Source organism: Roseateles sp. AC306, from assembly GCF_979253795.1.
In genome coordinates this window covers 415,944-440,207 of record NZ_CEEDEB010000002.1, presented here as the reverse complement: position 1 = coordinate 440,207, position 24,264 = coordinate 415,944, and the positions used below count along the sequence as shown (strand labels likewise).

At 66.5% G+C, this 24,264-nt stretch carries 29 protein-coding genes; 9 read left to right on the top strand and 20 right to left on the bottom strand.

Annotated features, from left to right (window positions below; all coding sequences use genetic code 11):
- Positions 1-512 precede the first annotated feature (512 nt).
- From fliQ to fliF, 12 genes are all read right to left on the bottom strand, one after another.
- Complete coding sequence (fliQ, locus tag AC0IZJ_RS06810; protein WP_471847975.1) at positions 513-782, bottom strand: flagellar biosynthesis protein FliQ; 270 nt, start codon at positions 780-782, stop codon at positions 513-515.
- Between the two features lie 2 nt (positions 783-784).
- On the bottom strand, positions 785-1,531 hold the full coding sequence (fliP, locus tag AC0IZJ_RS06805) for a flagellar type III secretion system pore protein FliP (RefSeq protein ID WP_471847973.1): 747 nt from the start codon (positions 1,529-1,531) through the stop codon (positions 785-787).
- On the bottom strand, positions 1,521-1,844 hold the full coding sequence (locus AC0IZJ_RS06800) for a FliO/MopB family protein (protein WP_471847971.1): 324 nt from the start codon (positions 1,842-1,844) through the stop codon (positions 1,521-1,523). Before AC0IZJ_RS06800 ends, fliP begins: the two co-directional genes overlap by 11 nt.
- Before the next feature lie 96 nt (positions 1,845-1,940).
- Positions 1,941-2,384 (bottom strand): flagellar motor switch protein FliN, encoded by a 444-nt coding sequence (gene fliN / locus AC0IZJ_RS06795; protein WP_471847969.1) that lies wholly within the window; start codon positions 2,382-2,384, stop codon positions 1,941-1,943.
- Positions 2,374-3,378, bottom strand: coding sequence for a flagellar motor switch protein FliM (gene fliM / locus AC0IZJ_RS06790; RefSeq protein WP_471847967.1), 1,005 nt, complete (start codon positions 3,376-3,378; stop codon positions 2,374-2,376). The genes fliN and fliM overlap by 11 nt, the downstream gene beginning before the upstream one ends.
- Positions 3,375-3,977 (bottom strand): flagellar basal body-associated FliL family protein, encoded by a 603-nt coding sequence (locus AC0IZJ_RS06785; protein ID WP_471847965.1) that lies wholly within the window; start codon positions 3,975-3,977, stop codon positions 3,375-3,377. Before AC0IZJ_RS06785 ends, fliM begins: the two co-directional genes overlap by 4 nt.
- A gap of 124 nt (positions 3,978-4,101) precedes the next feature.
- Positions 4,102-5,298 carry a flagellar hook-length control protein FliK gene (locus tag AC0IZJ_RS06780; RefSeq protein ID WP_471847963.1) on the bottom strand — a complete coding sequence of 399 codons (1,197 nt, stop codon included), beginning with the start codon at positions 5,296-5,298 and terminating at the stop codon, positions 4,102-4,104.
- Positions 5,299-5,311: 13 nt separating this feature from the next.
- Complete coding sequence (gene fliJ, locus AC0IZJ_RS06775; RefSeq protein ID WP_471847961.1) at positions 5,312-5,767, bottom strand: flagellar export protein FliJ; 456 nt, start codon at positions 5,765-5,767, stop codon at positions 5,312-5,314.
- A gap of 70 nt (positions 5,768-5,837) precedes the next feature.
- A complete protein-coding gene (gene fliI, locus AC0IZJ_RS06770; RefSeq protein WP_471847959.1) occupies positions 5,838-7,277 on the bottom strand; it encodes a flagellar protein export ATPase FliI in 1,440 nt (479 codons plus the stop codon).
- Entirely contained in the window at positions 7,264-8,040 is a 777-nt protein-coding gene (locus AC0IZJ_RS06765) for a FliH/SctL family protein (protein ID WP_471847957.1), read from the bottom strand. Before AC0IZJ_RS06765 ends, fliI begins: the two co-directional genes overlap by 14 nt.
- A 9-nt stretch (positions 8,041-8,049) precedes the next feature.
- Positions 8,050-9,045: a flagellar motor switch protein FliG gene (gene fliG, locus AC0IZJ_RS06760; protein WP_471847955.1), complete on the bottom strand. Its 996-nt coding sequence runs from the start codon at positions 9,043-9,045 to the stop codon at positions 8,050-8,052.
- A 14-nt stretch (positions 9,046-9,059) separates the two neighbouring features.
- Positions 9,060-10,721: a flagellar basal-body MS-ring/collar protein FliF gene (gene fliF, locus AC0IZJ_RS06755; protein ID WP_471847953.1), complete on the bottom strand. Its 1,662-nt coding sequence runs from the start codon at positions 10,719-10,721 to the stop codon at positions 9,060-9,062.
- A gap of 189 nt (positions 10,722-10,910) precedes the next feature.
- Here fliF and fliE point away from each other — a divergent pair, with 189 nt between their 5' ends.
- Positions 10,911-11,237, top strand: a complete 327-nt coding sequence (gene fliE, locus AC0IZJ_RS06750; protein WP_471847951.1) for a flagellar hook-basal body complex protein FliE — start codon at positions 10,911-10,913, stop codon at positions 11,235-11,237.
- Between the two features lie 10 nt (positions 11,238-11,247).
- On the opposite strand, the gene AC0IZJ_RS06745 is transcribed toward fliE, so the two are convergent.
- From AC0IZJ_RS06745 to AC0IZJ_RS06710, 8 genes are all read right to left on the bottom strand, one after another.
- Entirely contained in the window at positions 11,248-11,742 is a 495-nt protein-coding gene (locus tag AC0IZJ_RS06745) for a pilus assembly FimT family protein (protein WP_471847949.1), read from the bottom strand.
- Entirely contained in the window at positions 11,739-12,488 is a 750-nt protein-coding gene (locus AC0IZJ_RS06740; protein WP_471847947.1) for a flagellar brake protein, read from the bottom strand. The genes AC0IZJ_RS06745 and AC0IZJ_RS06740 overlap by 4 nt, the downstream gene beginning before the upstream one ends.
- Positions 12,489-12,638: 150 nt before the next feature.
- Positions 12,639-12,938: a flagellar protein FliT gene (locus AC0IZJ_RS06735; protein ID WP_471847945.1), complete on the bottom strand. Its 300-nt coding sequence runs from the start codon at positions 12,936-12,938 to the stop codon at positions 12,639-12,641.
- A 34-nt stretch (positions 12,939-12,972) separates the two neighbouring features.
- Complete coding sequence (fliS, locus tag AC0IZJ_RS06730) at positions 12,973-13,407, bottom strand: flagellar export chaperone FliS (RefSeq protein WP_471847943.1); 435 nt, start codon at positions 13,405-13,407, stop codon at positions 12,973-12,975.
- A gap of 190 nt (positions 13,408-13,597) precedes the next feature.
- Positions 13,598-15,028, bottom strand: a complete 1,431-nt coding sequence (gene fliD, locus AC0IZJ_RS06725; protein WP_471847941.1) for a flagellar filament capping protein FliD — start codon at positions 15,026-15,028, stop codon at positions 13,598-13,600.
- A 102-nt stretch (positions 15,029-15,130) separates the two neighbouring features.
- Complete coding sequence (locus tag AC0IZJ_RS06720) at positions 15,131-16,096, bottom strand: flagellin N-terminal helical domain-containing protein (protein ID WP_471847939.1); 966 nt, start codon at positions 16,094-16,096, stop codon at positions 15,131-15,133.
- A 170-nt stretch (positions 16,097-16,266) separates the two neighbouring features.
- On the bottom strand, positions 16,267-17,136 hold the full coding sequence (locus AC0IZJ_RS06715) for a flagellin N-terminal helical domain-containing protein (protein WP_471847937.1): 870 nt from the start codon (positions 17,134-17,136) through the stop codon (positions 16,267-16,269).
- Between the two features lie 233 nt (positions 17,137-17,369).
- A complete protein-coding gene (locus AC0IZJ_RS06710; protein ID WP_471847935.1) occupies positions 17,370-18,233 on the bottom strand; it encodes a flagellin N-terminal helical domain-containing protein in 864 nt (287 codons plus the stop codon).
- Between the two features lie 439 nt (positions 18,234-18,672).
- Here AC0IZJ_RS06710 and AC0IZJ_RS06705 point away from each other — a divergent pair, with 439 nt between their 5' ends.
- From AC0IZJ_RS06705 to AC0IZJ_RS06670, 8 genes are all read left to right on the top strand, one after another.
- A complete protein-coding gene (locus tag AC0IZJ_RS06705; RefSeq protein WP_471847933.1) occupies positions 18,673-19,164 on the top strand; it encodes a hypothetical protein in 492 nt (163 codons plus the stop codon).
- Between the two features lie 217 nt (positions 19,165-19,381).
- Positions 19,382-19,702 (top strand): flagellar transcriptional regulator FlhD, encoded by a 321-nt coding sequence (gene flhD, locus AC0IZJ_RS06700; protein WP_471847931.1) that lies wholly within the window; start codon positions 19,382-19,384, stop codon positions 19,700-19,702.
- Positions 19,703-19,741: 39 nt separating this feature from the next.
- Entirely contained in the window at positions 19,742-20,278 is a 537-nt protein-coding gene (flhC, locus tag AC0IZJ_RS06695) for a flagellar transcriptional regulator FlhC (protein ID WP_471847929.1), read from the top strand.
- Positions 20,279-20,402: 124 nt separating this feature from the next.
- On the top strand, positions 20,403-21,062 hold the full coding sequence (locus tag AC0IZJ_RS06690; protein ID WP_471847927.1) for a class I SAM-dependent methyltransferase: 660 nt from the start codon (positions 20,403-20,405) through the stop codon (positions 21,060-21,062).
- Between the two features lie 89 nt (positions 21,063-21,151).
- Entirely contained in the window at positions 21,152-22,009 is an 858-nt protein-coding gene (gene motA, locus AC0IZJ_RS06685; protein WP_471847925.1) for a flagellar motor stator protein MotA, read from the top strand.
- Between the two features lie 137 nt (positions 22,010-22,146).
- The gene (gene motB, locus AC0IZJ_RS06680; RefSeq protein ID WP_471847923.1) at positions 22,147-23,097 is read left to right on the top strand and encodes a flagellar motor protein MotB; all 951 of its coding nucleotides are present in this window, start codon (positions 22,147-22,149) and stop codon (positions 23,095-23,097) included.
- 54 nt (positions 23,098-23,151) lie between these two features.
- Entirely contained in the window at positions 23,152-23,544 is a 393-nt protein-coding gene (gene cheY / locus AC0IZJ_RS06675) for a chemotaxis response regulator CheY (protein ID WP_471847921.1), read from the top strand.
- 32 nt (positions 23,545-23,576) lie between these two features.
- The gene (locus AC0IZJ_RS06670) at positions 23,577-24,206 is read left to right on the top strand and encodes a protein phosphatase CheZ (RefSeq protein WP_471848469.1); all 630 of its coding nucleotides are present in this window, start codon (positions 23,577-23,579) and stop codon (positions 24,204-24,206) included.
- Positions 24,207-24,264 lie beyond the last annotated feature (58 nt).

The following is a 24,264-nucleotide window of genomic DNA, read 5'->3' as shown; positions in this document are numbered from 1 at the left end:
CCGGCGTTACGGGCAGACGCGAACCGCTGCGCTCTCGCTGCTGTCCTTGTGACGAGCTTCAGCACTCGCCACTTCACGCCGCCTAACGCCGGCTGCACGCCGGGCTTACCAGGAATTGCCGCGTCGCTGGAGCGACGCCACACGGGTGTGGCGGGGTGGCGTTGGGGTTCGCTGTGCTCACCCCAACCTACGGGGAGCCACGAGCCGTCGCGTCGCCCGAGCGACGCTGTCTTCGGTGTTTCTCGTGAGCCCGGCGTGCAGCCGCGCGTTAGGCGGGCAAGCGCTGCGATGGCTGGTGCTGGTGACAAGGACAGCAGCGAGAGCGCAGCGGCTCGCGTCTGCCCATTAGCCATTCGGCTGTCGCACGGCGCAGCTCGTGCATATGGTGCTCGTGTGCGGTTCAGGGCCTCTTCTTTGGTGACTTTCTTCTGGCCCCGCAGAAGAAAGTTACCCCGCCGCCGGGCGGGACTCCCGGCTGGGCCTGGGCGGCAAGCCGCAGCCACCGCGAAGCCCTAACCCACCACCGACGGAATCGTCATCAACGTCCGCTGGATGTACTCGACAAGCGTCGTCATCATCCACGGCCCCGCCACCATCAGCGTCACCACCGCCGCGATGACCTTGGGCACGAAGGACAGCGTCGCCTCGTTGATTTGGGTGGCCGCCTGGATCACGCTGATGACCGTGCCGACAAGCAGCACGACGATGAGGATGGGCGCGGCCACCAGCATCAGCATGTAGAGGCCTTGCTGGCCGAAAGTGAAGACTTGTTGTGCGTCCATGATCAGGTCACAAAAGAGGCAGCGAGGGAACCCAGCAGCAAGTTCCAGCCATCGGCTAGAACAAACAGCATCAGCTTGAACGGCAGCGACACGAGCACCGGCGACAGCATCATCATCCCCAGGCTCATCAGCACGCTGGCCACGATCATGTCGATGACCAGGAAGGGGATGAAGATCAAAAACGCGATCTGGAAGGCGCTCTTCAGCTCGCTGGTGACGAAAGCCGGCACCAGCACCTTGAAGGGCACGTCCTCCGGCTTCACGCTGGCATCCAGCTTGGCCAGGCGCGAGAACAGCGCCACGTCGGCCTGGCGCGTCTGCTTGAGCATGAAGCCGCGCATCGGCACCTCTGCGCGCTTCAGGGCCTCATCGAACTGGATGGTGCCGGCGCTGTAGGGCTGCCAGGCGTCGGCGTAGACCTTGTCCAGCGTCGGGCTCATGACGAAGAAGGTCAGGAACAGGCTAAGGCCGACGATGACTTGGTTGGGCGGCGCGGCCTGCGTGCCGAGCGCCTGGCGCATCAGGCTCAGCACGATGGCGATGCGCGTGAAGGCCGTCATCATCAGGAGGACCGCGGGCAGGAAGCCCAGGGCCGTGAAGAACAGCAGCGTCTGGATGGGCACCGAGTAGCTGCCCCCAGCGCCCTGGCCGATCAGCAATGGCAAGGTGGCTGGCGGTGTCTGCGCCTGCGCGAAGGCGCCTCCGGCAGCGATCAGCAAGCCGAGTGCGAGCAGAGGCTTACGGCTCATTGCCGCGCTCCTTGTTCAGCAGCTTGGCGAAGCTGGCCGGCGCGACCGGTTCGGCCTGCGGGGGCATCACATGCAAGGTGGTGATGTTCTGCGCCGTCGCGCCCAGCACCAGCCAGCGGCGGTCATCGCCCTGGCCGACCTCGACGACGAGCAGGCGCTGGTTGGGCGCGGTGGGCAACTGGGCGACAACGCGCAACACGCCCGCCGCAGCCGAGCCACCCAGCGGCGTGCGCTTGAGCAGCCACAGCGCGACCGGGATCAGCGCGACGATGCCGAGGAACCAGAGGAAGGGGAGGAGGCCGGAAGCATTCATGCCTCGGCATTTTGCGGACGGACTTGAGCGGCCGAACCCCCTATATGGCCCGGCAAACCCTTGGTTGTCCGAAGACCGCGCTGCCGGCGCGGTAAATCAAGCCGCCTTCGACAGGCGGCGCATGCGCTCCGAAGGCGTGACGATGTCCGTCAGCCGGATGCCGAACTTGTCGTTCACCACCACCACCTCGCCCTGGGCGATCAGGTAGCCGTTGACGAGCACGTCCATGGGCTCGCCGGCCAGCGCGTCCAGTTCAACGACCGAACCCTGCGCCAGTTGCAGGATGTTCTTGATCGGAATGCGGGTGCGGCCAAGTTCAACGGTCAGCTGGACGGGGATGTCCAGGATCATGTTGATGTCGTTGCCCGGGCCCATGCCGCTGGTTGGCGTGAAGTTGGCAAAGTTCGGCGTGGACACCTGCTCCGGCACCTCGGCGACTTCGGACGCGACGGATGGGGCAGGCGCGGCCTCCGCCAGCGCTGCGGCCCATTCGGCCGCCATCGCGTCTTGTTCTTCTTGGCTGGGTGAATCAGGACTCATGTTTGGCTCCCAGCCAGCTCTCTTGAGAGCCGGTCAGCATCTTGTCGATCTTGAGGGCGTAGCGCCCGTTGGACGTGCCGTAATGGCATTCGAAGACGGGCACGCCGTCCACCTTGGTCTGGATCATCGGGTCGAGGTCCAGCTCGATGAAGTCGCCCGGCTTGAAGGCGAGCAACTGCTCCACCGTGGCCGGTGCGGTGCCCAGCTCGGCGACGAGCTCCACTTCGGCGGCCTGGATCTGCGTCTTCAGCAGGTTGATCCAGCGGCGGTCGGGCTCGGTGGAGTCACCGACCGTCGTCGAATAGAGCACGTCGCGGATGGGCTCCAGCGTCGCGTACGGAATGCAGAAGTAGATGGTGCCGCTGGTCTCGCCGATCTCCAGCGTGAACGAGGTCGAAACGACGATCTCGCTGGGCGTGGCGATGTTGGCGAACTGGGGCTGCATCTCCGAGCGCTGGTATTCCAGCTCCAGCGGATAGATGCCCTTCCAGGCCTTGTGGTACTCGGTGAGGATGACCTCGACGATGCGGGTGATGACGCGCTGCTCGGTGGGCGAGAAGTCGCGGCCCTCGATGCGGGCGTGGAACTTGCCGATCCCGCCGAACAGCGAATCGATGACGGCGAACACCAGCGTCGGGTCGCAGACGATGAGGCCGCTGCCGCGCAGAGGCTTCACCGAGACGATGTTGAAGTTGGTCGGGACGACGATCTCGCGCAGGAAGGCGCTGTACTTCTGCACCTTGATGCCGCCAATGGCGACTTCCGGGCTCTTGCGGATGAAGTTGAACAGGCCGACGCGGATGTTGCGCGCGAACCGCTCGTTGATGATTTCCATCGTGGGCATGCGCCCACGAACGATGCGTTCCTGGCTGGCGAGGTTGTACTCGCGTATGCCGCCGACCTGCTCCTCTTCCTGCTCGAGCTTCTGGCTCTCGCCGGTGATGCCTTGCAGCAGCGCATCGACTTCGTCTTGCGAAAGGATCTGCTGATTCATTGCACGATGAAGTTGGAGAACAGGACCTGGGAGATCGGGTTTTCGACGGTGGCTTTCTTCTTCTTCTTTTTCTTCTTCGGCGCGTCGCCGGCGTGCTCGGCCTCGTCTTCGTCGTCGATTTCGATGCCCATGGGGCGCACCGCCTCACGCATGATGTCCTTGGCGAGCAGGTCCTTGCCCTCGCGCGTCAGCAGGTCGGCCGCGGTCTTGTGCGACAGCACCATCAGCACATTGCTGCGGATGGCGGGCATGTAGGCCTTGACCTGGTCGGCGAACTTGGGGTCCTCGACCTGCAGCGTGATGCCGATCTGCGCAAAGCGGTCCACGTCCGTGTCGGCCAGGTTGACCGTGAAGGGGTCCAGCGGCACGAAGGTGGGCGGGTGGTCGCTCTTGGGCTTGGCCTTGGCCTTGGGCGCGTGCTCCTCGGCCTGTTCGGCACCGTCCTCGCCGTCCTCGACGGGCTTCTTCTTCAGCAGCAGCAGGGCTGCGCCGCCGCCGCCCAGCACCAGGACCAGCACGGCTGCCAGGATGATGATCAGCTTTTTCTTGCTGCCGCCACCCTTGGGCGCGGCCTCTACGGCAGCCGGCGCAGTCGCCATGAGAACTCCTTGAACGTCGCGCCCTCCCCAGATGGAGGGCGGCTCGATGGCTGATTATTGACCTCGGGTCGGCCGGGCATGCGTCGATTAGGCGCAGCGCGGGCGGGCTATTCCCGCTTCAGCTTCACGCAAACGTGTCGAGCAGGCCGACGCTGCGGCGCGACGGCGCGGCGGCCGTGTTGGCCGTGCCGCCGACGCGGTCGTTGCCAGCGCGTGAACTGCGCACCGCGCCGCCCGCGTCGGGGCTGTCGTCGGCGTGATCTGCATCACGCGGCGCCTGCTGGAAGACACCGCCGCCGGACAGCGTCAGCCCCTGGCCCTGCAGCGCCGCGGCCAGGTCGGGCAGGCTTTGCTCCAGCGCCTGGCGCGTCTCGGCCTGCAGGGCGTGGAAGGAGACCTGGGCCTGGCTGCCGTCGACAACGATCTGCACGGTCACCGGGCCCATGTCGGCCGGGTTGAGCTGCAGCTCGGCATGCTGCACGCCGTCCACGGCCATCAGGCTGACGCGTGCGCCCAGCTCGGGTGCGAAGGCGGGGCCCGGCAACGGCGCCTGCACATTGGCGTAGGTCGCGGTTGCGGCGGTGTCGGGCAGGGCGGTGGGCGTGGGCAGCGCCTGGGCAAGGACGGCGGCGAAGCTCGGCGCGGCGGGTGCGGGCGCGTTGCTGGTCGGGTCACCGTCGGCCTGGCTGGTGGTGACCTGCAGCGACTCGGTCGAGGCGCGGCTGGTGGACTTGTCGGCGCGCAGGTCGGCGGGCTTGGCGGCCGCGGCCTCGGGCGAGTCGGCGGCGCGGTCATTGCCGGCCGGCGTGGTCGTCACCCCACTCAGGGCGGGGCGACCTTGGGGCGCGTCATCCGCAGCTACAGCGGCGCGGCCACGGCGGGTGTCGGGCTTGGCCGCGGCGGCCGTTGCGTCGGGCGCCGCCGCCTGCAGGCCGATGAGCTGCGTGAACTCCTTCAGCTCCGGCGTGTCGGCGGCTTCTTCCTTTTCACCAGCAACGGCGTCGGTCGCGGCCTCGGCGTCGGCCTTGCCGGCGAGCGTGGCCTTGGCGTCGGGCTTGGGCGTGCCTTCGGCGGCGCGGTTCTGTGCGCCGGGCTTGGCCGTTTGAGCGGTGGCGCGGCGCGGCGTTGCGGCGGGCGCGGCCTGCTCGGGCTCGGCCGTGTCCTCAGGCGGGTTGGGCTCGGAGGTGGTCTTTGGCGGTGGCGCGGTCTGGTCGGTCAGGAACTGCGCGAAGCTGGGGCCGCCGGCGCTGCTGGCCGGCAGGGAAGGCTGGGCGGGCGGCGGCAGCGCGGCCGGCTTTGGGGCGATGTTCTGGGCAAGCATGGGGGTGTCCGCGTCAGGCGTGCGCAAAGCGGCGCAGGTGGGCACGGGCGGCGAACTCGTCGGTGGCGCGCTGCTCGCGGCGCTGGTCCACCTTGGCGGCCTCCGCCTGGCGGCGGGCGATCAGCTGGCGCAGCGCGGCCACGCGCAGTTCAGCCTGGCGCAGCGCCTCGCGGGCGCGCACCTGGCGCTGGTCGGCGTGGTTGGCCACATGGCCTTGCGTGTCGACGGCCTGGTTCAGGCGCTGGCCGAAGCTCTGGTAGCAGCCGACGATGTCCATCGTCGTCGCCTGGGCGAAGCATTCGGTCCAGCGCTGTCGGTAGTCCTGCCGGTAGCCGGCCAGCTCGCCGTGCTGGACACGTGCCGCCAGGGCCTGGGCGCTGGCGGCATGCAAGGCCTGTGCGGCGGCGTCGCGCTCGCTTTCGGCGCGGTCCAGCAGCAGGCTCAGGGTATCGGTCGGGGATGCACTCATTCACAACTCCAGCGCAGCGCGGGGCCAGCGGCCCGTTGCTCAGTCGATATCGGCAGCCTGACCCGGAAGTTCAGGCGCCTTGGACCACGGCCTGCAATTGGCTGACGCTGGCGTGAAGAAGTGCCGGGCTGTGCATGTCCTGCTGCAGCAGCCGCGTCATGTCGGCATGCAGGCGAACGGCCGTATCCAGCTCGGGGTCGCTGCCCGGGGCATAGGCACCAAGCTGGATCAGGTCGCGGGCCTTGTTGTATTTCGCCAGAAGCTGGCGAAACCGACGCGCGGAATCGACCTGGTTTTGGGGTGCAACACTGGTCATCACCCGCGAGACGGAGCGCTCGATGTCGATGGCCGGATAGTGGCCGGCCTCGGCCAGCTCGCGGCTCAGCACGATGTGGCCGTCCAGGATGCCGCGTGCCGCGTCGGCAATCGGGTCCTGCGGGTCGTCGCCCTCGGTCAGCACCGTGTAGAAGGCGGTGATCGAGCCTTCGCCGGCCAGGCCGTTGCCGCTGCGCTCCACCAGCTGGGGCAGCTTGGCAAAGCAGCTCGGCGGATAGCCCCGCGTGGCCGGCGGCTCGCCGATGGCCAGGGCGATCTCGCGTTGCGCCATCGCGTAGCGGGTGAGGCTGTCCATCAGCAGCAGCACATGGCGGCCCTGGTCGCGGAAGTGTTCGGCGATGGCCGTGGCGTAGTGCGCGCCCTGCATGCGCATCAGCGGTGGCGCATCGGCCGGCGCTGCGACCACGACGCTGCGCTTGCGTCCCTCGTCGCCGAGGATGTCCTCGATGAACTCCTTCACCTCGCGGCCACGCTCGCCGATCAGGCCGACGACGATGACATCGGCCTGCGTGTAGCGCGCCATCATGCCCAGCAGCACCGACTTGCCGACGCCGGTGCCGGCAAACAGGCCCAGGCGCTGGCCCCGGCCGACTGTCAGCATCGAGTTGATGGCGCGCACCCCGGTGTCGAGCGGCGTGCGTACCGGGTCGCGGTCCATCGCGTTGATGGGGCGCCGCACCATGGGTTCGTTATGGATGTCGGTCAGATCGCCGCCCCGGTCCAGCGGGTGGCCGTGCGGGTCGACGACGCGACCCAGCAGGCCGTCGCCCATGGGCAGGTGCAGGCCGCGGTCCTCGCCACGCCGCCAGGGGTGAAGCGGCTGGCCGAGCTGCGGTGCCAGCGGCGGCAGGTGGCGAGGCACGACGGTGGCGCCGCTGGACAGGCCCTGCACCTCGTCGGTGGGCATCAGGTAGGCGCGGTCGCCCGAGAAGCCGACGACCTCGGCATTCACCGGCGTCGAACCCCGGCGCGGGCTGTTGCCGCTGCTGGGCATCTGGATGCGGCAGACCGAGCCCAGCGGCACCTTGATGCCGGTGGCCTCCAGCACCAGGCCGGCCACGCGCACCAGCTTGCCCTGGCATTCCAGCGGCGCGGCGTTGGCGGCCAGGGTTTCGAGGTCGGCGAGGTGGCGTTGCCAGCGCTCGGTGCGCCCCGTGCGCTCAGGCGTCGTCATCCTCGCCTCCGCGGCGGTCTTCCCAGATGGAGGCCTGGCCGATGGCCGAGACGGCTTGCTGCCAGCGGGCGGCGATGGTCGCGTCGACGCTGGCGACATCGGCATCGACCTTGACGCCGCCGCGCGCCACTTCGGCATCGGGAATGAGCTGGGCTTCGCGGGCCTGAAGTTCCGGGCCGGCGCCTTGCTGCACGAGGGGGAAGTCGTCGGGGTGGACGCGCACGCGCACATGGCGTGCCGACAGCTGCAGCGCCTCGACGGCGTCATGCGCCACGCGGGCGATCAGCTCGGGGCGTTGTGCCAGCTCGCTGCGCACGACCTGACGGGCCAACTCGACGGCGATGCGGGCTAGCGAGGTGGCCATGTCGCCCTCCAGCGCCAGCATTTCGGCGTCGAAGCTCTTCACGACCTGGCCGACCTGGGCGCTGATCTGCTGCGCGAAGCTGTGCTTGAAGGCGTCCAGCGCGGCCATGCCGTCGCGGTAGCCGTCCTGGTAGCCGGTCTGGCGGGCGGCGTGCAGCAATTCGTGCACGCTGGGCTCGGGTGGCGGCGGTGGCGGCACCGGCGCGGCGGCCGGCGCGGGTGCGGCGGGCTTGGCCTGGGCGAAGGGCGAGGAGGGCGCGTTGCCACCGAGGTTGTCGAGGTTCCAGGCCTTGGCGCCCTGAAGCTCCTCGCCGGGAATGAAGCGGGCGTAGGTGTTGCGGCGCTCGGTCTCGCGACGGTCGGGCGGCGGCACTTGCCGGGGCGGGGGACGGGTGGCCATGCAGCGACCTTAAACGAACTGGTCGTCGCCGCCGCCAGCCAGCACGATCTGCCCTTCGTCCACCAGCCGGCGCACGATCTTGAGCATTTCCTTCTGCTCGGCCTCCACCTCCGACAGCCGCACCGGGCCGCGGGTCTCGAGGTCTTCGCGCAGCGTCTCGGCGGCGCGGGAGGACATGTTGCGGAAGATCTTCTCGCGCAGCTCGGCGCTGGAGCCCTTGAGCGCGACGATGAGGCTCTCGCTCTGCACTTCCTTGAGCACGGCCTGGATGCCCTTGTCGTCGATCTTGTTCACGTCGTCGAACGTGAACATGTTGTCCATGATCTTCTGCGCCAGGTCGGAGTCGGCCTCGCGGATGTAGTCCAGCACCGAGGCCTCGACGCTGGAGCCCATCATGTTGATGATCTCGGCCGCCGTCTTGGCGCCGCCCAGCGAGCTCTTCTTCATGCGCTCGCCGCCGGCCAGGATCTGGCTCATGACCTCGTTCAGGTCCTTCAGCGCCGTCGGCTGGATGCCGTCCAGCGTGGCGATGCGGATCAGCACCTCGTTGCGGCCGCGCTCGGTGAACATCTTCAGCACGGAACTGGTCTGGTCGAAGTCCAGGTGGGCCAGGATGGCCGCAATGATCTGCGGGTGCTCGTTGCGCAGCAGCTCGGCCACGCTGGCGGCGTCCATCCACTTCAGGCTCTCGATGCTCGACACATCGCTGCCCTGCAGGATGCGGTCCAGCAGCAGGTTGGCCTTGTCCTCGCCCAGGGCCTTGCGCAGCACGGCGCGCACGTATTCGTCGGTATCGGTGACCAGCGTGCTCTGCGTCTCGGCGACGGCGTCGAACTTGTCGAGCACGGTCTCGACCTGGGCCCGCTTGATGACCTTGAGCTTGGCAATCGTCTCGCCCAGCGCCTGCACTTCCTTGGGCGACAGATGCTTGAAGACCTCGCTGGCTTCCTCTTCGCCCAGCGACATCAACAATATTGCGGCGTTCTCGATGCCTTTGTCGTCCATGGTGTGACTCTAGATCAGGCCGTCTCGCCGGACATCCAGTCGCGCATGATGTTCGCGACGGCAACCGGATTGTCACGGGCCAGCGTGCGGGCGCGTTCGAGTTTCTCGTTGTGCAGCGGCGCTTCCAGCTTGGGCATGCCACCGCCGCCAGGCAGCAGTTCGGTGTCGTCCACCACTTCGTCCACCGTCTCGGGCTTGTCTTCCGGCGGCAGCGGCGCGGCGGCCTTGATGGCGGGACGGATCATGCCGAACACGGCGATCAGCGCGATGGCGACGAAGGCCAGCGGCACGATGGCGCTGCGGGCGATGTCCAGCAGCCAGGGCTGCTTCCACATGGGCACGTCGAGCGGTTCGGTCTTGTCGACGATGAAGGGTGCGCTGATGACCTTGACCGAGTCACCACGCTCGGCATTGAAGCCCATGGCTTCCTTGACCAGGTCGGTCAGGCGGGTGATCTCGTCGGCCGACACGGGCGCGGTCGTTGTCTTGCCCTTGGCATCGGTCAGCGTGCGGTGGTTGACGACGATGGCCGCGTTCAGGCGCTTGACGCTGCCGGTCGCGCCGCGTGTCACGCGCACGGTCTTGTCGACTTCGTAGTTGGTGACCTGCTCGCGGCGGCTGTTGTTGTTGCCGGCGCCGCCCTGGGCGGTCTGCAGCGGTGCGCTCGCGCCATTGATCGGAGCGGTCGCCGGCACGGGCGGCTGGTTGGTGGCAGCACCGGGCACGCCTGTCGGCAGCGAAGCATTGCCGTTGTTGGACTCGTTGCTCTGGCTGGAGCGCACTGCCGCCGTGGCATTGGGGCCCTGGTTGGGGCGATATTCCTCGGCGGTGGCCTCGGTCTGCGAGAAGTCGACGTCGGCGGTGACGCTGGCGCGCAGGTTGTCGCGGCCGACGACCGGCTCCAGCAGTTCGAAGATGCGCTTGTTGTAGCCGGCCTCGACTTGGCTCTTGTATTGCAGCTGCTGCGTGTCCAGGCCGGTGGCGGAGTCGGCGCCGGTCTGGGAGAGCAGGGCGCCGGTCTGGTCGACGATGCTGACGGCCTTGGGCGCCAGCTCCGGCACGGCGCTGGAGACGACATGGACGATGCCGGCGATCTGGTTGCGGTCCAGCGTGCGGCCACCGCGCAGCGTCAGCACGACGGAGGCGCTGGGTTTCTGCTGCTCGCGGAAGAAGCCGTTCTGCTGCGGGATGGCCAGGTGCACGCGGGCGTCGACGACGTCCGATGTCGTCTTGATCGTGTGGGCCAGCTCGCCCTCGAGGCCACGCTGGAAGTTCAGCCGCTCGGCAAACTGGGTCTGGCCGATGGAGGACTTGTCCATCAGCTCGAAGCCGACTGCATTGCCGGCGCCGCCGCCCGCGCCACCCTTGGGCAGGCCCAGGGCCGCCAGCTTCATGCGCAGCTCGTGCACCTGGCCTGCGGGGACGAGGATGGTGCCGCCCGCTTCATGCTTGTAGGGCACGTTCATGGACGCGAGCTGACCGATGACACCGCCGCCGTCCTTGTCGGACAGGCCGGTGAAAAGCGGCCGGTAGTCGCCCTGGGACGACCACAGCGTGATGGCCAGCACGGCGCCGGCCAGGGCCAGCAGGCCGGCACCCATGGTCAGCTTGCTGCGCATGGGCAGGTCGCCGAGGCGCTGCACGAAATTCGGCGCTGCGTTGATCGGGGTGATCATCACAGGGCCGGCAGCAGCAGGGGCGCTCAGAGCGTTGTCCATCGAGGGCGAGACAGCAGGGGAGGTCGGGGATCGACCGATGGCGCAAATTATTCGGGCCGAGCCCCCTCAAGAAAGCGCCGAAGTAGCCGACCACGCCCGCGCATCTCGTTGCTTTGCACCCGTGACTTGCTGCCAAAGTGCTGACCCATGGACATGAAGCTACGCCCCTTCGACTTTGCTCAGGCCGCTGCCCGCGCGGGCCTGGCGGTCAACGGACAGCCGCTGTCCGTGAAGCCCGCGGCCACGACGGGTGCCAGCTTTGGCGACGCGATGACGCAGGCGCTGAAGAACGTCAGCGCCCAGCAGAACGAGTCGGCCCGCCTGCAACGCGAAGTGCAGCTGGACAACCCCACCGTCAGCCTGGAAGAGACCATGGTCTCGATGCAGAAGGCGCAGATCGGCTTCCAGGCCACGCTGCAGGTGAGAAACCGCCTGGTGTCGGCCTACTCCGAGATCATGAACATGCAGATCTGAGCCGGCAGGTTCAGCAAGCGCCCTTGCGCGCGTCTGCACCGCAGATTGCTGGCCGCCCAAGCGGGTTGAGGTCCAGATAGAGCTGCTGGTTTTTGTCGTTGGAGATGCCGATGCGCGTCCAGTCCAGCGCGCGGCCCATGCCGGCCTGGAAGGTGATGCTTTGGCCCGACTGGAGCAGCGTGCCCTTGTGGTCGCGGTAATTGATGCCGCCGCCCATCTCGCAACGTGGCTGTCCAGTGGCGCAGTTGCAGGGCGCCTGGCCGCTGCTGCCCCAGCACCACTGCCGCCCGCTCTGGAAACTCACGTAGATGTTGCGTCCCTCTTCCACGCTGAGGGTGCGGGCTCGGCGCAGATCCATTTCCAGCAGCTCGGCCACATGGCGCAGACGCTGGCGAGCCAGATAACTCGAATAGCTCGGCACCGCGGCCGACAGGATGATGGCCAGGACGGCCATCACAAAGGCCACCTCGATCAAGCTGAACCCTCGGTTGGGTCTGGCCGTCATGTATCCAGCTTCAACAGCCTGCGGCGCTTCTGCGTCTGGTCCACATAGACCTGCAGCGTCCGGCCGGCGTGGGCGTCGAGGTCGACGAAGGAACAACCGAGCTGCAGCATGCCGTGCACGTCGCCGGCGATGGCGCTGGCGTGGTGGGGCACGAGGGCGATGCCCAGCGCCGTGAGGCGGTCCAGCTCCAGCACGAGGCCGGTGGCAACCTGGCCGACGGCAAGGGGTTGCAAGGCAAGCTCGGCCGTTGGTTCGCCGGGGAGTGCCAGGGCGAGGCCGCCGATGCTGATGTCCAGCACACGCAGCGCGCGCCCCGGGTGCTCGCCGCCGGGGATCACCACACGTGGATAGATGCTGCCGGCGGGCTGGACGCGGAAGGCTTGGCGGCGCTGGAAGCGGTAGAGCCGCTCGGGCAGGCTGCTGCGCAGCACGGCGCCCTGTTCGCCGCTGACGAGGACCGCGTCGTCCAGCTCGAACTGCAGCTTGATGGTGCCAAGGTAGGCCACGGCGGTGATCTCGCCGCTGGCCACCAGGGCCTGGCTGATGCCTTCGGGATCGGTGCCGATCTCCAGCCCCAGCACGCCGGCTTCGCCGTCGAGGGCGCAGATGCGGCTGCTGAGGCTCTGGCCGGGCGGGCCGCTCAGCAGCACGGCCGCGTTCTCGCGTTGCAACTGCTGCAGATAAGCCGTGATCTCGGCGGCGGCGGTCACCCGCAATTGCTCGGGTGCGGTGTCAGGGGCACTCATGCGGGAATGGTAGTCGGGCAGTCAACCCTGCGCGCGTGAACGCATCACGCATTCGGGCCGAGCGCCGGGCCTGCCATGAGCCAGAGGCTCATGGCCTTCCGTAGGCACAAGCAGTCCGCAGGGACTGCTTGGCCCGCCTGGGCGAGGGGCTCAATGGACCATCCGGCTCTTGCCTTTCAGCACATGATCCAGGTCCTCCAGCCACGGTTCGGCGAGGTGGCGGATCTCGGCGTCGTTGAGCAGGATGCGCTGCATGATGCGTGTCTTCAGCTGTGACTCGCCAGTGCCGAGCTGGCTCTGGTGAGCGGCGGACTTGAGCTGCGAGATCAGCAGCACGCAGGCGCCTTCGAGCTTGACGACTTCGTCCCAGTTGCCGGTGCGGGCAGCCGAGAGCATGTCGGCGCTGGCCTGCTCGATGGCTTCGTAGTAGTTCAGCAGTTCGGAGTTCATTGCGGGAGTCACCGGTGATTCTGTGTAAGTGGGCTCAGGCGGCTCGAGCTGCGGGCGCGCCCATGGCGGCGGGCGTCTGGCTGATGCCGGCCCAGGCTTCGCGCACGGGGCTGAGCAGGCGCTGGCATTCGTCGATGGCGGCGAGGTCGCTCTTCAGGTTCGCGTGCGTCAGGCGCATGCAGACGTAGCCATAGAGCTCGCGCAGGTCGGTGGCCAGCTGGCCGGCCGACAGGTCCAGGCCGGCGCGCAGGCCTTCGTCGAGGATGCGCACGGCGCGCGTCAGCGAGCGGCCCTTGAGTTCGATGTTGCCGGCCTGGATGGCCTGGGTGGCCTGGGCCATGGCATCGAACACGCCGTCGAACAGCATGGCGACGAGGCGGTGCGGGCTGGCGGCCTGCACATCGGTCTCCAGGCCCACCTTGGCGTAGAGGGTGGCGCGCTGGTTGCGGGCAGTGAAGGGGGAAGACATATTGCCGTACATGGTGTGTGTCGCTGAAGGCGTCGTCGTGTTGACTGTTTTTCGGCCTTCCCCGGGGTGAACTTGAGCCGGGCTTCACTTGAATTGCATTGTGAACCGGGCACTTGTTTCGAAGTTCACACAGTCCACAAGTGACAACGGCGACCCGTGGGTCGCCGTGCTGCGCGTGCCGTGCTGCGGCTTATTCGTTGTTGAGCTTGTTCATCTGCATCGTCACATAGTTGGACAGGCCGTTGAGCTTGCTCATCTGCGTGTCCAGTGCCGAGTAGCGGGCGCGCAGGCGGGCCTCCGTCATCGAGGCGCGGTCTTCCAGTTCGCTGGCGCGCTTGCCGTTGTTCTCGATCTGCTTCTGCAGCCCGGTCTGGCGGCTGGTCAGGCGGCCTTCGGAATTCAGCGCGCCGTCGATGTAGCTGCGCATGCGCTGCGCAAAGCCGTCGTTGCTGCTGTTGGTGCCGTCCAGGCCCATGAAGAGCTTCTTCACGCTGTCGAGGTCGCTCAAGCCGGTGTTGAGCTTGCTGTCGGTGACCTTGATGGTGCCGTCGTTGCCAGGGTCCAGGCCCAGTTGCGCCAGGCGGCCGATGCTGCCGGCCAGCGAGGTGGTGCCGCCAATGATGCCGCGCAGCTGGTTCTGCAGGCCGATGGCCGTGGAGTCGCCCTGCAGCGGGCCGGCCGTCTTGGCGCTGGCGTCGTATTTCGTCTGCTCGCGCAGCAGCGCGTTGACGGCGTTGTAGGCGGTCGTGAAGTCAGTGATGAGCTTCTTGATCGAGTCCTTGTCCTGGCTGACGGCCACGCTGGCCGGCACGCTCGTCGTCTTGAGCAGCGTGATGTTGAGGCCGTCGATGGCCTCCTTCAACGTGTTGGATTCGGAGCTGACGTCAATGCCGTTGATCAGCGCGCGGGCGTTCTGCGCCGGCAGGGTCTGGATCAGCGAGCTGACGCCGATGCGCGGGTCGTAGCCGAGGTCGGCCAGGCCGCCGCCGGCGTCGATGCGAAAGCCGTTGGTCTCGCCGCTGGCGGTGGAACGCATCGTCAGGCGTGCGCCGTTGGCATCGTTGACGATGGAGGCGGTCACGCCGGCGTTTGCGGCATTGATCGCATCACGGATGCCGGTCAGCGTGTCCTGGCCTTCGCCGATGTTGATGGTGACGGCCGTGGCGCCGGCCTTGTCGGTGAAACCGGTGTAGGTGGGCGGGACAGCGCCGTCGGTGGCCCAGGCGCCGAGCGTGATGGTCAGGCTGCCCTGGCCGACGGTCGTCGTCGCACTCGCATAAGGCGTGCCGCTGACCAGGGTCTGGCTGCTGGCGAGGTTCTTCACTTCCACCGACACATTGCCGATGGCCGCACCCGCGCCGGCGCTGACGGACACGGCCGTGGGATCGCTGGACGTGGCGAGCGTGCCGCTCCAGGTGGTGGGCGAGGTGAGCTTGGAGGCAGCGTCGCGCAGCGCCGACAGGGTGCTTTGCACCTTGCCATAGGACGACAGCTCGGTCTTGAGCCCCTCGGTCTTCTGCGCGAGCTGGGTGATGGGGGTGCGTTCGGCAGCGACGAGCTTGCTCACCAGCGACTCGATGTCGAGGCCGCTGCCGATGCCTGCTGAGCTGATGGTTGCCATGCTGCGAATGTGGATAAGGCCGATATTCCAGAGGGATATCGGCCAGGACTTGCCGGGACTTTAGGCCCCGGAGCAAATTTTTTGCAAAAACCCTGCCGGGTTTTAGCGTTGCAGCAGCGACAGCACCTGCTGAGGCAACTGGTTGGCCTGGGCCACCATGGCGTTACCGGCCTGCTGCAGGATCTGTGCCCGGCTCATGTTGGACGTTTCCTGAGCGAAGTCGGCGTCCATGATGCGGCTGCGGGCGGCCGTCTGGTTCTCCACGGCGACCTGCAGGTTGGAGATCACCGAGTCGAAGCGGTTCTGCGTCGCACCGAAGGTGGAGCGGGCATTGTTGACCTGGGCCAGTGCAAAGTCGATGAACTTGATTGCGACGAGCGGGTCAGCCTGGTCGGCGTTGGCGCCCGTCAGTGCCGGCGGCGTGAGCGCGGTGGCGAAGTCGGGGTCGGTGGCCGGTGTCGAACCGCTGCTGCCGCTGGGGCCAAGGATGTTGATCTGGTTGCCGATGGCCGTGGCCAGGGCGCCGTCGTTGGCCGTTGCCGTCAGCGTCGTGCCCGGCGTGGTGCCGAGGACGTCATTCAGGGCAATGACGATCTGGTCGTCCGCCGTCGAATTGGCGCCCACCTGGAAGATGAACGATGTCGACGGACCGGTGAGCACTTGCGAGCCGTTGAAGGTCGTGTTGCGCACCAGGCGGCTGACTTCCGTCTGCAGCTGCACGAACTCGTTGTTCAGTGCCGTGCGGTCGTTGCCGTTGTTGGTGCCGTTGGCCGCCTGCACGGCCAGCTCGCGCATCCGTTGCAGCATGTCACCGACCTTGCCCAGCGCGCCTTCAGCGGTCTGGGCCAGCGAGATGCCGTCGTTGGCGTTTCGCGCCGCCACGGTCATGCCGCGGACTTGCGTGTTCATGCGCTCGGCGATTGCCAGCCCCGCCGCGTCGTCCTTGGCGGAGTTCACCCGCATGCCGGACGACAGACGCTGCATCGACACCGCGAGCGAGCTCTGCGAGGCGTTGAGATTGCGCTGAGCGTTCAGCGAGTTGATGTTGGTGTTGATGGTTTGTGGCATCGCGCACTCCTGGGATTCGTTCGCCGAGCCGGCTAAGCAATGCCAAGACTCGATGACCGAATTTTGCGAGTGCGTCGATGCCTCAAAAGGCCGATAAAGGCCCCAAACCACGCCCAATCAAAAGCCCCGGGCGCCCACCTTGCCTGGCGGGCGCCGCGGTTGCTCCGCGTTCAGCTGCGCAGCAGAGCCAGCACCTGCTGGGGCAGCTGGTTGGCCTGGGCCACCATGGTGTTGCCGGCCTGCTGCAGGATCTGGGCGCGGCTCAGGTTGGCGGTTTCCTGGGCGAAGTCGGCGTCCATGATGCGGCTGCGCGAGGCGCTCTGGTTCTCCACCGCGACCTGCAGGTTGGAGATGACGGCGTCGAAGCGGTTCTGCGAGGCGCCGAGCGTCGCGCGCTCACCGTTGACCTTGTCCAGCGCGATGTCGATGTTGGCGATAACGGTGTCGATGGCGGTGCCGACGGCGGTGTTGTCGATCAGTGCACGGCCCGCGCCGGTGTTGTCGGTACCCGCCACGGTCGTGATTTCCGCCGCGGTCGTCATGTCGGTGGTGACGATGTCGATGCGGTCGTTGGCGGTGGTGTTGGCGCCGACCTGGAAGGTCTGCGTGCCTGCGTCGGACGTGGCCAGCACGGCCTTGCCGTTGAAGGTGGTGCCGCCCAGCACGCGCTGGATTTCCTTGGCCAGCTCGCCGAACTCCTTGTCGAGGGAATCCTTGTCGGCGTTCGTGTTGGTGGCGTTGCGACCCTGGACAGCGAGTTCACGCATGCGCTGCAGCGCGTCGCCCACCTTGGACAGCGCGCCTTCAGCGGTCTGGGCCAACGAGATGCCGTCGTTGGCATTGCGGATGGCGACTTGGGAGCCGCGCACCTGGGCGTTCATGCGCTCGGCGATGGACAGGCCGGCTGCGTCGTCCTTGGCCGAGTTGACACGAAGGCCGGAGGACAGACGCTGCATGGAAACAGCCAGCGATGACTGATTCATCGCGGTGTTGCGCTGGGCATTCAGCGAGGCGAGGTTGGTGTTGATGACTTGGGGCATGGCTCAATCCTTTCGTTGACGGGGCGTCTGGTACGTAGTCCGCGAGTGATTCGTGAACCCGTTGAGATGCTTATCGTCGGCACGATGGATCGACTTGAATCCTTTTTGCACGGCGCCTTGAAAAACGCCCTCCGTCGTGACGGAGTGGCGTTCAAGGTGCTTGTGCTGGTGGCGTGAGGATTTCTGTCTTCAGAGTGGACAGGTCACTCAGGGCCAGCGGTGCTGGCCCGGCGTCATCGAAGCAATGACAGGACCTGCGAAGGGATCTGATTCGCCTGGGCAATCATCGCGTTGCCAGCCTGCTGCAGGATGCTGGCGCGGCTCAGGTTGGCGGTTTCCTGGGCGAAGTCGGCATCGGTGATGCGGCTCTTGGCGGCGCTCTGGTTTTCCACCGAGATCTGCAGGTTGGAGATGACCTGGTCCATGCGGTTCTGGGCGGCGCCGAGGTTGGCGCGCTCGGAGCTGACCGTGTTGATCGCGGTGTCGATGTTGCCGATGACGGTGTCGATCGTGGTGCCGGTGGCCGTGTTGTCGATCACTGCGCGACCAGCACCGGTGTTGTCGGTGCCGGCAACGGTCGTGATGTCCGCCGAGGTCGTCATGTTCGTCGTGACGACGTCGATGCGGTCGTTGCTGGTCACGTTGGCGCCGACCTGGAAGGTCTGGGTGCCGGAATCCGTGGCCAGAATGGCGCGGCCGTTGAAGGTCGTGCCGCCCAGCACGCGCTGGATTTCCTTGGACAGTTCACCGAATTCCTTGTCCAGCGAGTCCTTGTCGGCGTTGGTGTTGGTGGCGTTGCGGGCCTGCACCGCCAGTTCACGCATGCGTTGCAGCGAGTCGGTCACCTTGGCCAGCGCGCCTTCAGCCGTCTGCGACAGCGAGATGCCGTCGTTGGCGTTGCGGATGGCGACGTTGGAGCCGCGCACCTGAGCGTTGAGACGCTCGGAGATGGCGAGACCGGCGGCGTCATCCTTGGCGGAGTTGACGCGCAGACCTGAGGACAGGCGCTGCAGCGACGTGGCCAGGGAAGCCTGGGAGTTGGAGACATTGCGCTGCGCGTTCAGCGACAGCAGGTTCGTGTTGATGACCGAGGCCATGATTTGCTTCCTTTTGCTAGATATACCGGCAAGCCGCCGGACGAAGGACCCGAGTGCCCGGGTGCGGCACCCGTGCTTTTCCGCTCCAACGCGCCTGGATAAGCGCGCCTTTGCGGCGACGCCCGACGCCAGTCAACCTCTGAAGCCGTGTCACCACCCGGGAGCGGAGTCACAACACTTCGGCCTTCTAGCCGGACCACGGTACTGAGATCAGCGCCGTTGTGTTGGCTATCGGTGTGGCGGCGATGTTTCTTTAGCTCGATTTGTCAAGGCCGTGATCTTTTGAATAAAAGCCGTTGCAACGGCCTGTTCCTTGGATCGACGCCTCCGGCGAAAAGCGCGCCGGAAAGCCCCGGCTTTTCAAGGGATCGGCCGGCGGGCCGGTTCCTAAAGTGCGGTTCATCCCGGCCGAACCCCTGCGCCGGTCCGGAGTTCCGCGATGCGTGCCCAATCCAACACCGCCCAATCCACTTCGCGCACCCCGCGTACCCCGCGCGAAGGCCACCGCCCCGTCCTCGTGCCCAGCAACGATCCCAAGATGCTGCTGGCGCGTGCCCGGAACGCGGCCTTTGCCGAAGCGTCCAAGGGCAACCTCGGTGGCGGCCTGGGCATGCTCTACGACGCGCTGCAGGACGAGCCCATGAGCCATGAGCTGATGGCCGACATGGCGGCGCTGTTGCTGGCCGCCGGCAAACTGGAGCACGCAGCGGCCTATGCAGACCGCGCGCTGCAGGCCAGCCCGCTGCACGGCCCGAGCCTGTACACGCTGGCCTTCGCGCTGTCGGGTCGAGGCGAGCTTGACCGTGCCTTCGGCGTGCTGACCGAGCTGCAGCGAGGCGCCGGCCGCGACAGCCTGCAGGCCGAAGCCCCTGAACTGGTGCCGGTCGCCATGATCGAGCTGGAACGCCTGCGCCGCCTTCGCAACGCCTGATTTCGCGACGCTTTTCACACCCCGAGGCCCCGGCCAGCGCAAGCTGCCGGGGCCTCGGTGCTTCTGCCCGACGCGCGTGTAGGAATTTGGATGACACGCCCTTCCTGCCAGCGTGACAGCCGGTACCGACGCAGCCTGATATCGCAGAAGAAGGCCGGTCAACACAATCCGTTTCACTGATCCGCAACACCCCTCTACCTCTGAAACGGAAGCCAACATGAACGCCGACCAAATGCTCGCCGAGATCCGTGAAGCCAACCTGTCCTACCTGATGCTGGCCCAGAGCCTGATCCGCGCCGACCGCGAACAGGCCCTGTACCGCCTGGGTGTCAGCGAAGACACGGCGACGCTGATCGGCACGCTGAGCCCGGCGCAGATCATGAAGATCGCTTCCGGCAACACGCTGCTGTGCGCCTTCCGCATGAGCGACGACCTGGTGTGGGGCCTGCTGACCAACCACAGCAAGCCGGGCGCCAACGAAAGCGTCAGCCGCCTGCACGCTTCGATCCTCATGGCCGGCCGCCACGAGCACGCTTGAGCCTCGCTGCCAACTAACTCACAGATTCCGGAGCACCCCATGCGCGTCAAAAGTATCCTCACCGAAGCCAAGCAGATCGACCGTGCCGTTCAGCTGATCCACCTCGGTGCGCGCCTGCAGGTGCTGGAGTCCGAAACCGACCTGTCCTACGAGCGCCTGCTGCGCCTCTATAAGGAAGTGAGCGGCAGGTCGCCCAGCAAGGGCCAGTTGCCCTTCTCGACCGACTGGTTCATGACCTGGCAGCCCAACATCCATGCCAGCCTCTTCATGAACATCCATGAATACCTGAACAAGGCTGCGGAGATGGACGAGATCGACACCGTCATCAAGGCCTACCAGCTCTACCAGGAGCAGACCCAGGCCCAGGGCCTGGAAGCCATGCTGTCGGTCACGCGCGCCTGGCGCCTCGTCAAGTTCGTCGACAACGGCATGCTGACGCTGACCAAGTGCTCCAAGTGCAACGGTCATTTCGTCACCCACCCGCATGAAGTGGCGCGCCACTACGTTTGTGGCCTGTGCAACCCGCCGGCACGCGCCGGCAAGGGTCGCGCTCAAGGCTCCATCCAGATGCACTGATTACCCCGCTACGCTCGCGGGCATGTGGATCACCCGTTGGCCGCTACCGGCTCTGTTGAGCTGGCTGGCGGCCTGGTTCATTTATTCAGCATCACTTGCCGCAGGGCTCGCTTCAGGCCCTGCCTTGGCATTGGGCGCGGCCGTTGGCGCAGCCCTCGGCTGGCTGCACCCCCAGCGCTGGCGCCGCCTCATCATTGCGCTGGGCTTTCCGGTTTCCTTGCTGGCCCTGGGCTGGCAGGGCGGGCAGGGCTTGCTCGGCGGGCTGCTGTGGCTGGCGCCGCTGGCGCTGCTGTGGTGGCTCTATCCGCGCCGCAGCTGGAGTGAAGCGCCCCTTTTCCCAACGCCTCGCCACGCACTCGATGAACTGCCCAAGCTGGCGCCGCTGCCACCGGGCGCCCGCGTGCTTGACGCCGGCTGCGGCGTCGGCGATGGCCTGCGTGAACTGGTTCACATCTATCCACAGGCCCGCGTAGAAGGTGTGGAGTGGAGCCGGCCGCTGGCGTTGCTGGCGCGCTGGCGGGTTCGCCATGCCAAGGTGCGCCAGGGCGACCTCTGGGCCGACGACTGGGCGACGTTCGCCCTGGTCTATGTGTTCCAGCGGCCCGAGTCCATGCCCCGCGTCTGGGCCAAGGCTTGCGCCGAGATGGTGCCGGGCGCCTGGCTCGTCAGCCTCGATTTCGCGGTGCCTGACCTGTTGCCGACGGCCGACTGGCAATTGCCCAACGGCCAGTTCGTGTGGCTTTACCGCCTGACGGGGAATGCGGCGTCAAAGCCGCCCAATTGATGCGTTCACTTCTCGCCTCGGGCGGCATACTTTCTTCAGCCCCCCGGCACCAGGCCGATCCGGCCTGAACTCCCACCACCCCACAGCACATGTTCGTCATCATTGGCTGGGCCGTTTCGATGGTCTGCATCTTCGGCGTGTTCATCGCTCACGGCGGCAACATCGCCGTGATCCTGCACGCATTGCCGTGGGAAATGATCACCATCTTCGGCGCCGCCATCGGCGCCTTCCTGGCGAACAACCAGATGAAGGTGGTCAAGGCCACCGCCGCCGGCCTGGGCCTTTGCTTCAAGGGCAGCAAATACAGCAAGGCTCGCTACATGGAGCTGCTGGCGCTGATGTACGACATCCTGCAGAAGGCGCGCAAGGAAGGCCTGATGTCCATCGAGAAGGACGTCGAGGACCCGCACAGCTCGCCGCTGTTCCAGAAGTACACCGTCGTGGGCAACGACCACCACGTCACCGAATTCATCACCGACTACCTGCGCATGATGGTGTCGGGCAACCTGAACGCGCACGAGATCGAATCGCTCATGGACAGCGAGATCGAGACCCACCACCAGGAAGAGCACGCAGCGGTTGCAGCGTTGCAGCGCCTGGCCGGCGGCCTGCCGGCCTTCGGCATCGTCGCCGCCGTGCTGGGTGTGGTGAACACCATGGGCTCGGTCGGCCAGCCGCCGGCGGTGCTGGGCGGCATGATCGGCTCGGCGCTGGTCGGCACCTTCCTGGGCATCCTGCTGGCCTACGGCTTCGCCGAGCCTCTGGCGGGTCTTCTCGAGCAGAAGGTGGAAGACGCCGGCAAGGAATTCCAATGCATCAAGACAACGCTGCTGGCCAGCATGCAGGGCTATGCCCCGCAGGTGGCCATCGAGTTCGGCCGCAAGGTGCTGTTCTCGGGTGACCGCCCAAGCTTCACCGAGCTTGAGAGCCACGTGAAGAAGAAATGACCTGCCGAGCCTTGATCAGCGAGCCGGCGACAGCCGGCGGCGCCCCTCGCGCAGCCGCCGTCGAACTGGCTTTGCCAGGCGACTGGCGGCGCCCCCTTGGAGGGGAGGGCCGCAGGCACTCCGGGAGGGGGCTGTAAATGGCTGGGGACGCAAAGAAACTCCAGCCCATCATCATCAAGAAGGTGAAGAAGGGCGGCCATTCGGCCCATGGCGGCGCGTGGAAGATCGCCTACGCCGACTTCGTCACGGCCATGATGGCCTTCTTCCTGCTGATGTGGCTGCTCGGCTCCACCACCGAGGGCGACAAAAAGGGCATTGCCGACTTCTTCCAGTCGCCGCTGAAGGTCGCCATGACCGGCGGCTCCGGCTCGGGTGATTCGTCCAGCGTCGTCAAGGGTGGCGGCAAGGACCTCACCCGCGAGACCGGTCAGGTCAAGGAAGGCGAGAGCGCCGCCAAGCGCGCGAGCTACACGCTGCGCGCGCTGAAGGAAGAACAGCGCAAGGCCGAGAAGTCTCGGCTGGAGCAGCTGAAGACCAAGGTCGAAGAGGTGCTGGCCGAGAACCCCAAGCTAGCCGCTCTAGGCGGCCAGATCCGCCTGGACATGACCAAGGAAGGCCTGCGCATCCAGATCGTCGACGAGGGCAACCGACCGATGTTCGACAGCGGCAGTGCCATCGTGAAGCCCTATATGCGCGAGCTGCTGCGCGAGCTCGGCAACGTGCTGACCGAGGTCCCCAACCGCCTGACGGTCGAGGGCCACACCGATGCGCAGGCCTTCCCCGGTGGCGACAAGGGCTACAGCAACTGGGAGCTGTCGGCCGACCGCGCCAATGCATCTCGCCGCGAGCTGGTGGCGGGTGGCCTGTCGGAGGCTCGCATGCTGCGGGTGCAAGGCCTCGCGGCGAGCAAGCTGCTGGATGCCAAGGACCCCAACGGCGCCCTGAACCGGCGCATCAGCATCATCGTGATGAACCGTGATGCGGAGGATGCCGTGCTGAAGAACGTGGCCGAGGAACCAGAGCCCGATGCGTCAGGCGGCGAGATCGGCAAAATGCCGCAAACTCAAGCATCGACCCCGGCGCGCTAGAAACTAGACTGCGTGCTGACCTGAAATCCCGCCTGCCCCGAAGAGAGGATCGCCATGAGCGCTGACATGAAATTCCTGGTCGTTGACGACTTCTCCACCATGCGCCGCATCGTCCGTGGCCTGCTCAAAGAGATCGGCTACCAAAACTGCGAAGAGGCCGAAGACGGCGTCGAAGCGCTGAGCATGCTCAAGGGCGCCAAGTTCGATTTCGTCGTCAGCGACATCAACATGCCCAACATGACGGGCTTCGAGTTGCTAAAGGCCATCAAGGAAGACCCCAACCTCAAGCACCTGCCGGTGCTGATGGTGACCGCCGAGGCCCGCAAGGAAGACATCGTGCTGGCCGCCCAGTCGGGCGCCGCCGGCTACATCGTCAAGCCTTTCACCAAGGCGACGCTGGAAGAAAAAGTCCTGAAGATCATGCAGAAGCTGGCCGCCGCGGCCTGACAACAACAACCATCAAGGGGACTGCCATGTCGATGGATCAACTGGAGCAATTGGGCAAGGCCCAGGAGCCGCTGCTGGTCTCACCCGAGGTCTTTCAGCAGCTCGGCACCATCACCCGCACGCTGCACGACACGATGCAGCGCTTGGGTGTCATGCCCAAGCTTCAGGTGGCCACCGATGGCCTGCCCGACGCGCGCAGCCGCCTCAGCTACATCGCCGAGAAGACGGCCGCCGCGGCCGAGAAGGTGCTGAACTCGGTCGACCAGGCCAAGGCAGAGCACGCCGGCATCAGCCAGGCCACCAAGGATCTTGCCGCGGCCATCGTCGCCGACCCTGTCCGGGCGGTGGCCAGCGGTGCGGTGATGAACTTCGTCAAGGACGTCGAAGGCCGCACCCAGAGCATCGACAACCACCTGACCGACATCATGCTGGCGCAGGACTTCCATGATCTGACCGGCCAGGTGGTGGCCAAGGTCGTGAAGCTCGCCAACGACCTGGAAGACAGCCTCGTCAAGCTGCTGGTGCAGGTGGTGCCGCCCGAGCAGCGCGAAAAGGTCGACCCGACCATCCTGCAGGGCCCGGTGGTCAATGCCGAGGGGCGCACCGACGTCGTCACCAACCAGGGCGAGGTCGACGACCTCCTGGCGAGCCTGGGCTTCTAGCCCAGCAATTCGCTTCCGCGACGAAGGCCGGCTTTCAAGCCGGCTTTTTGCTTTTGGG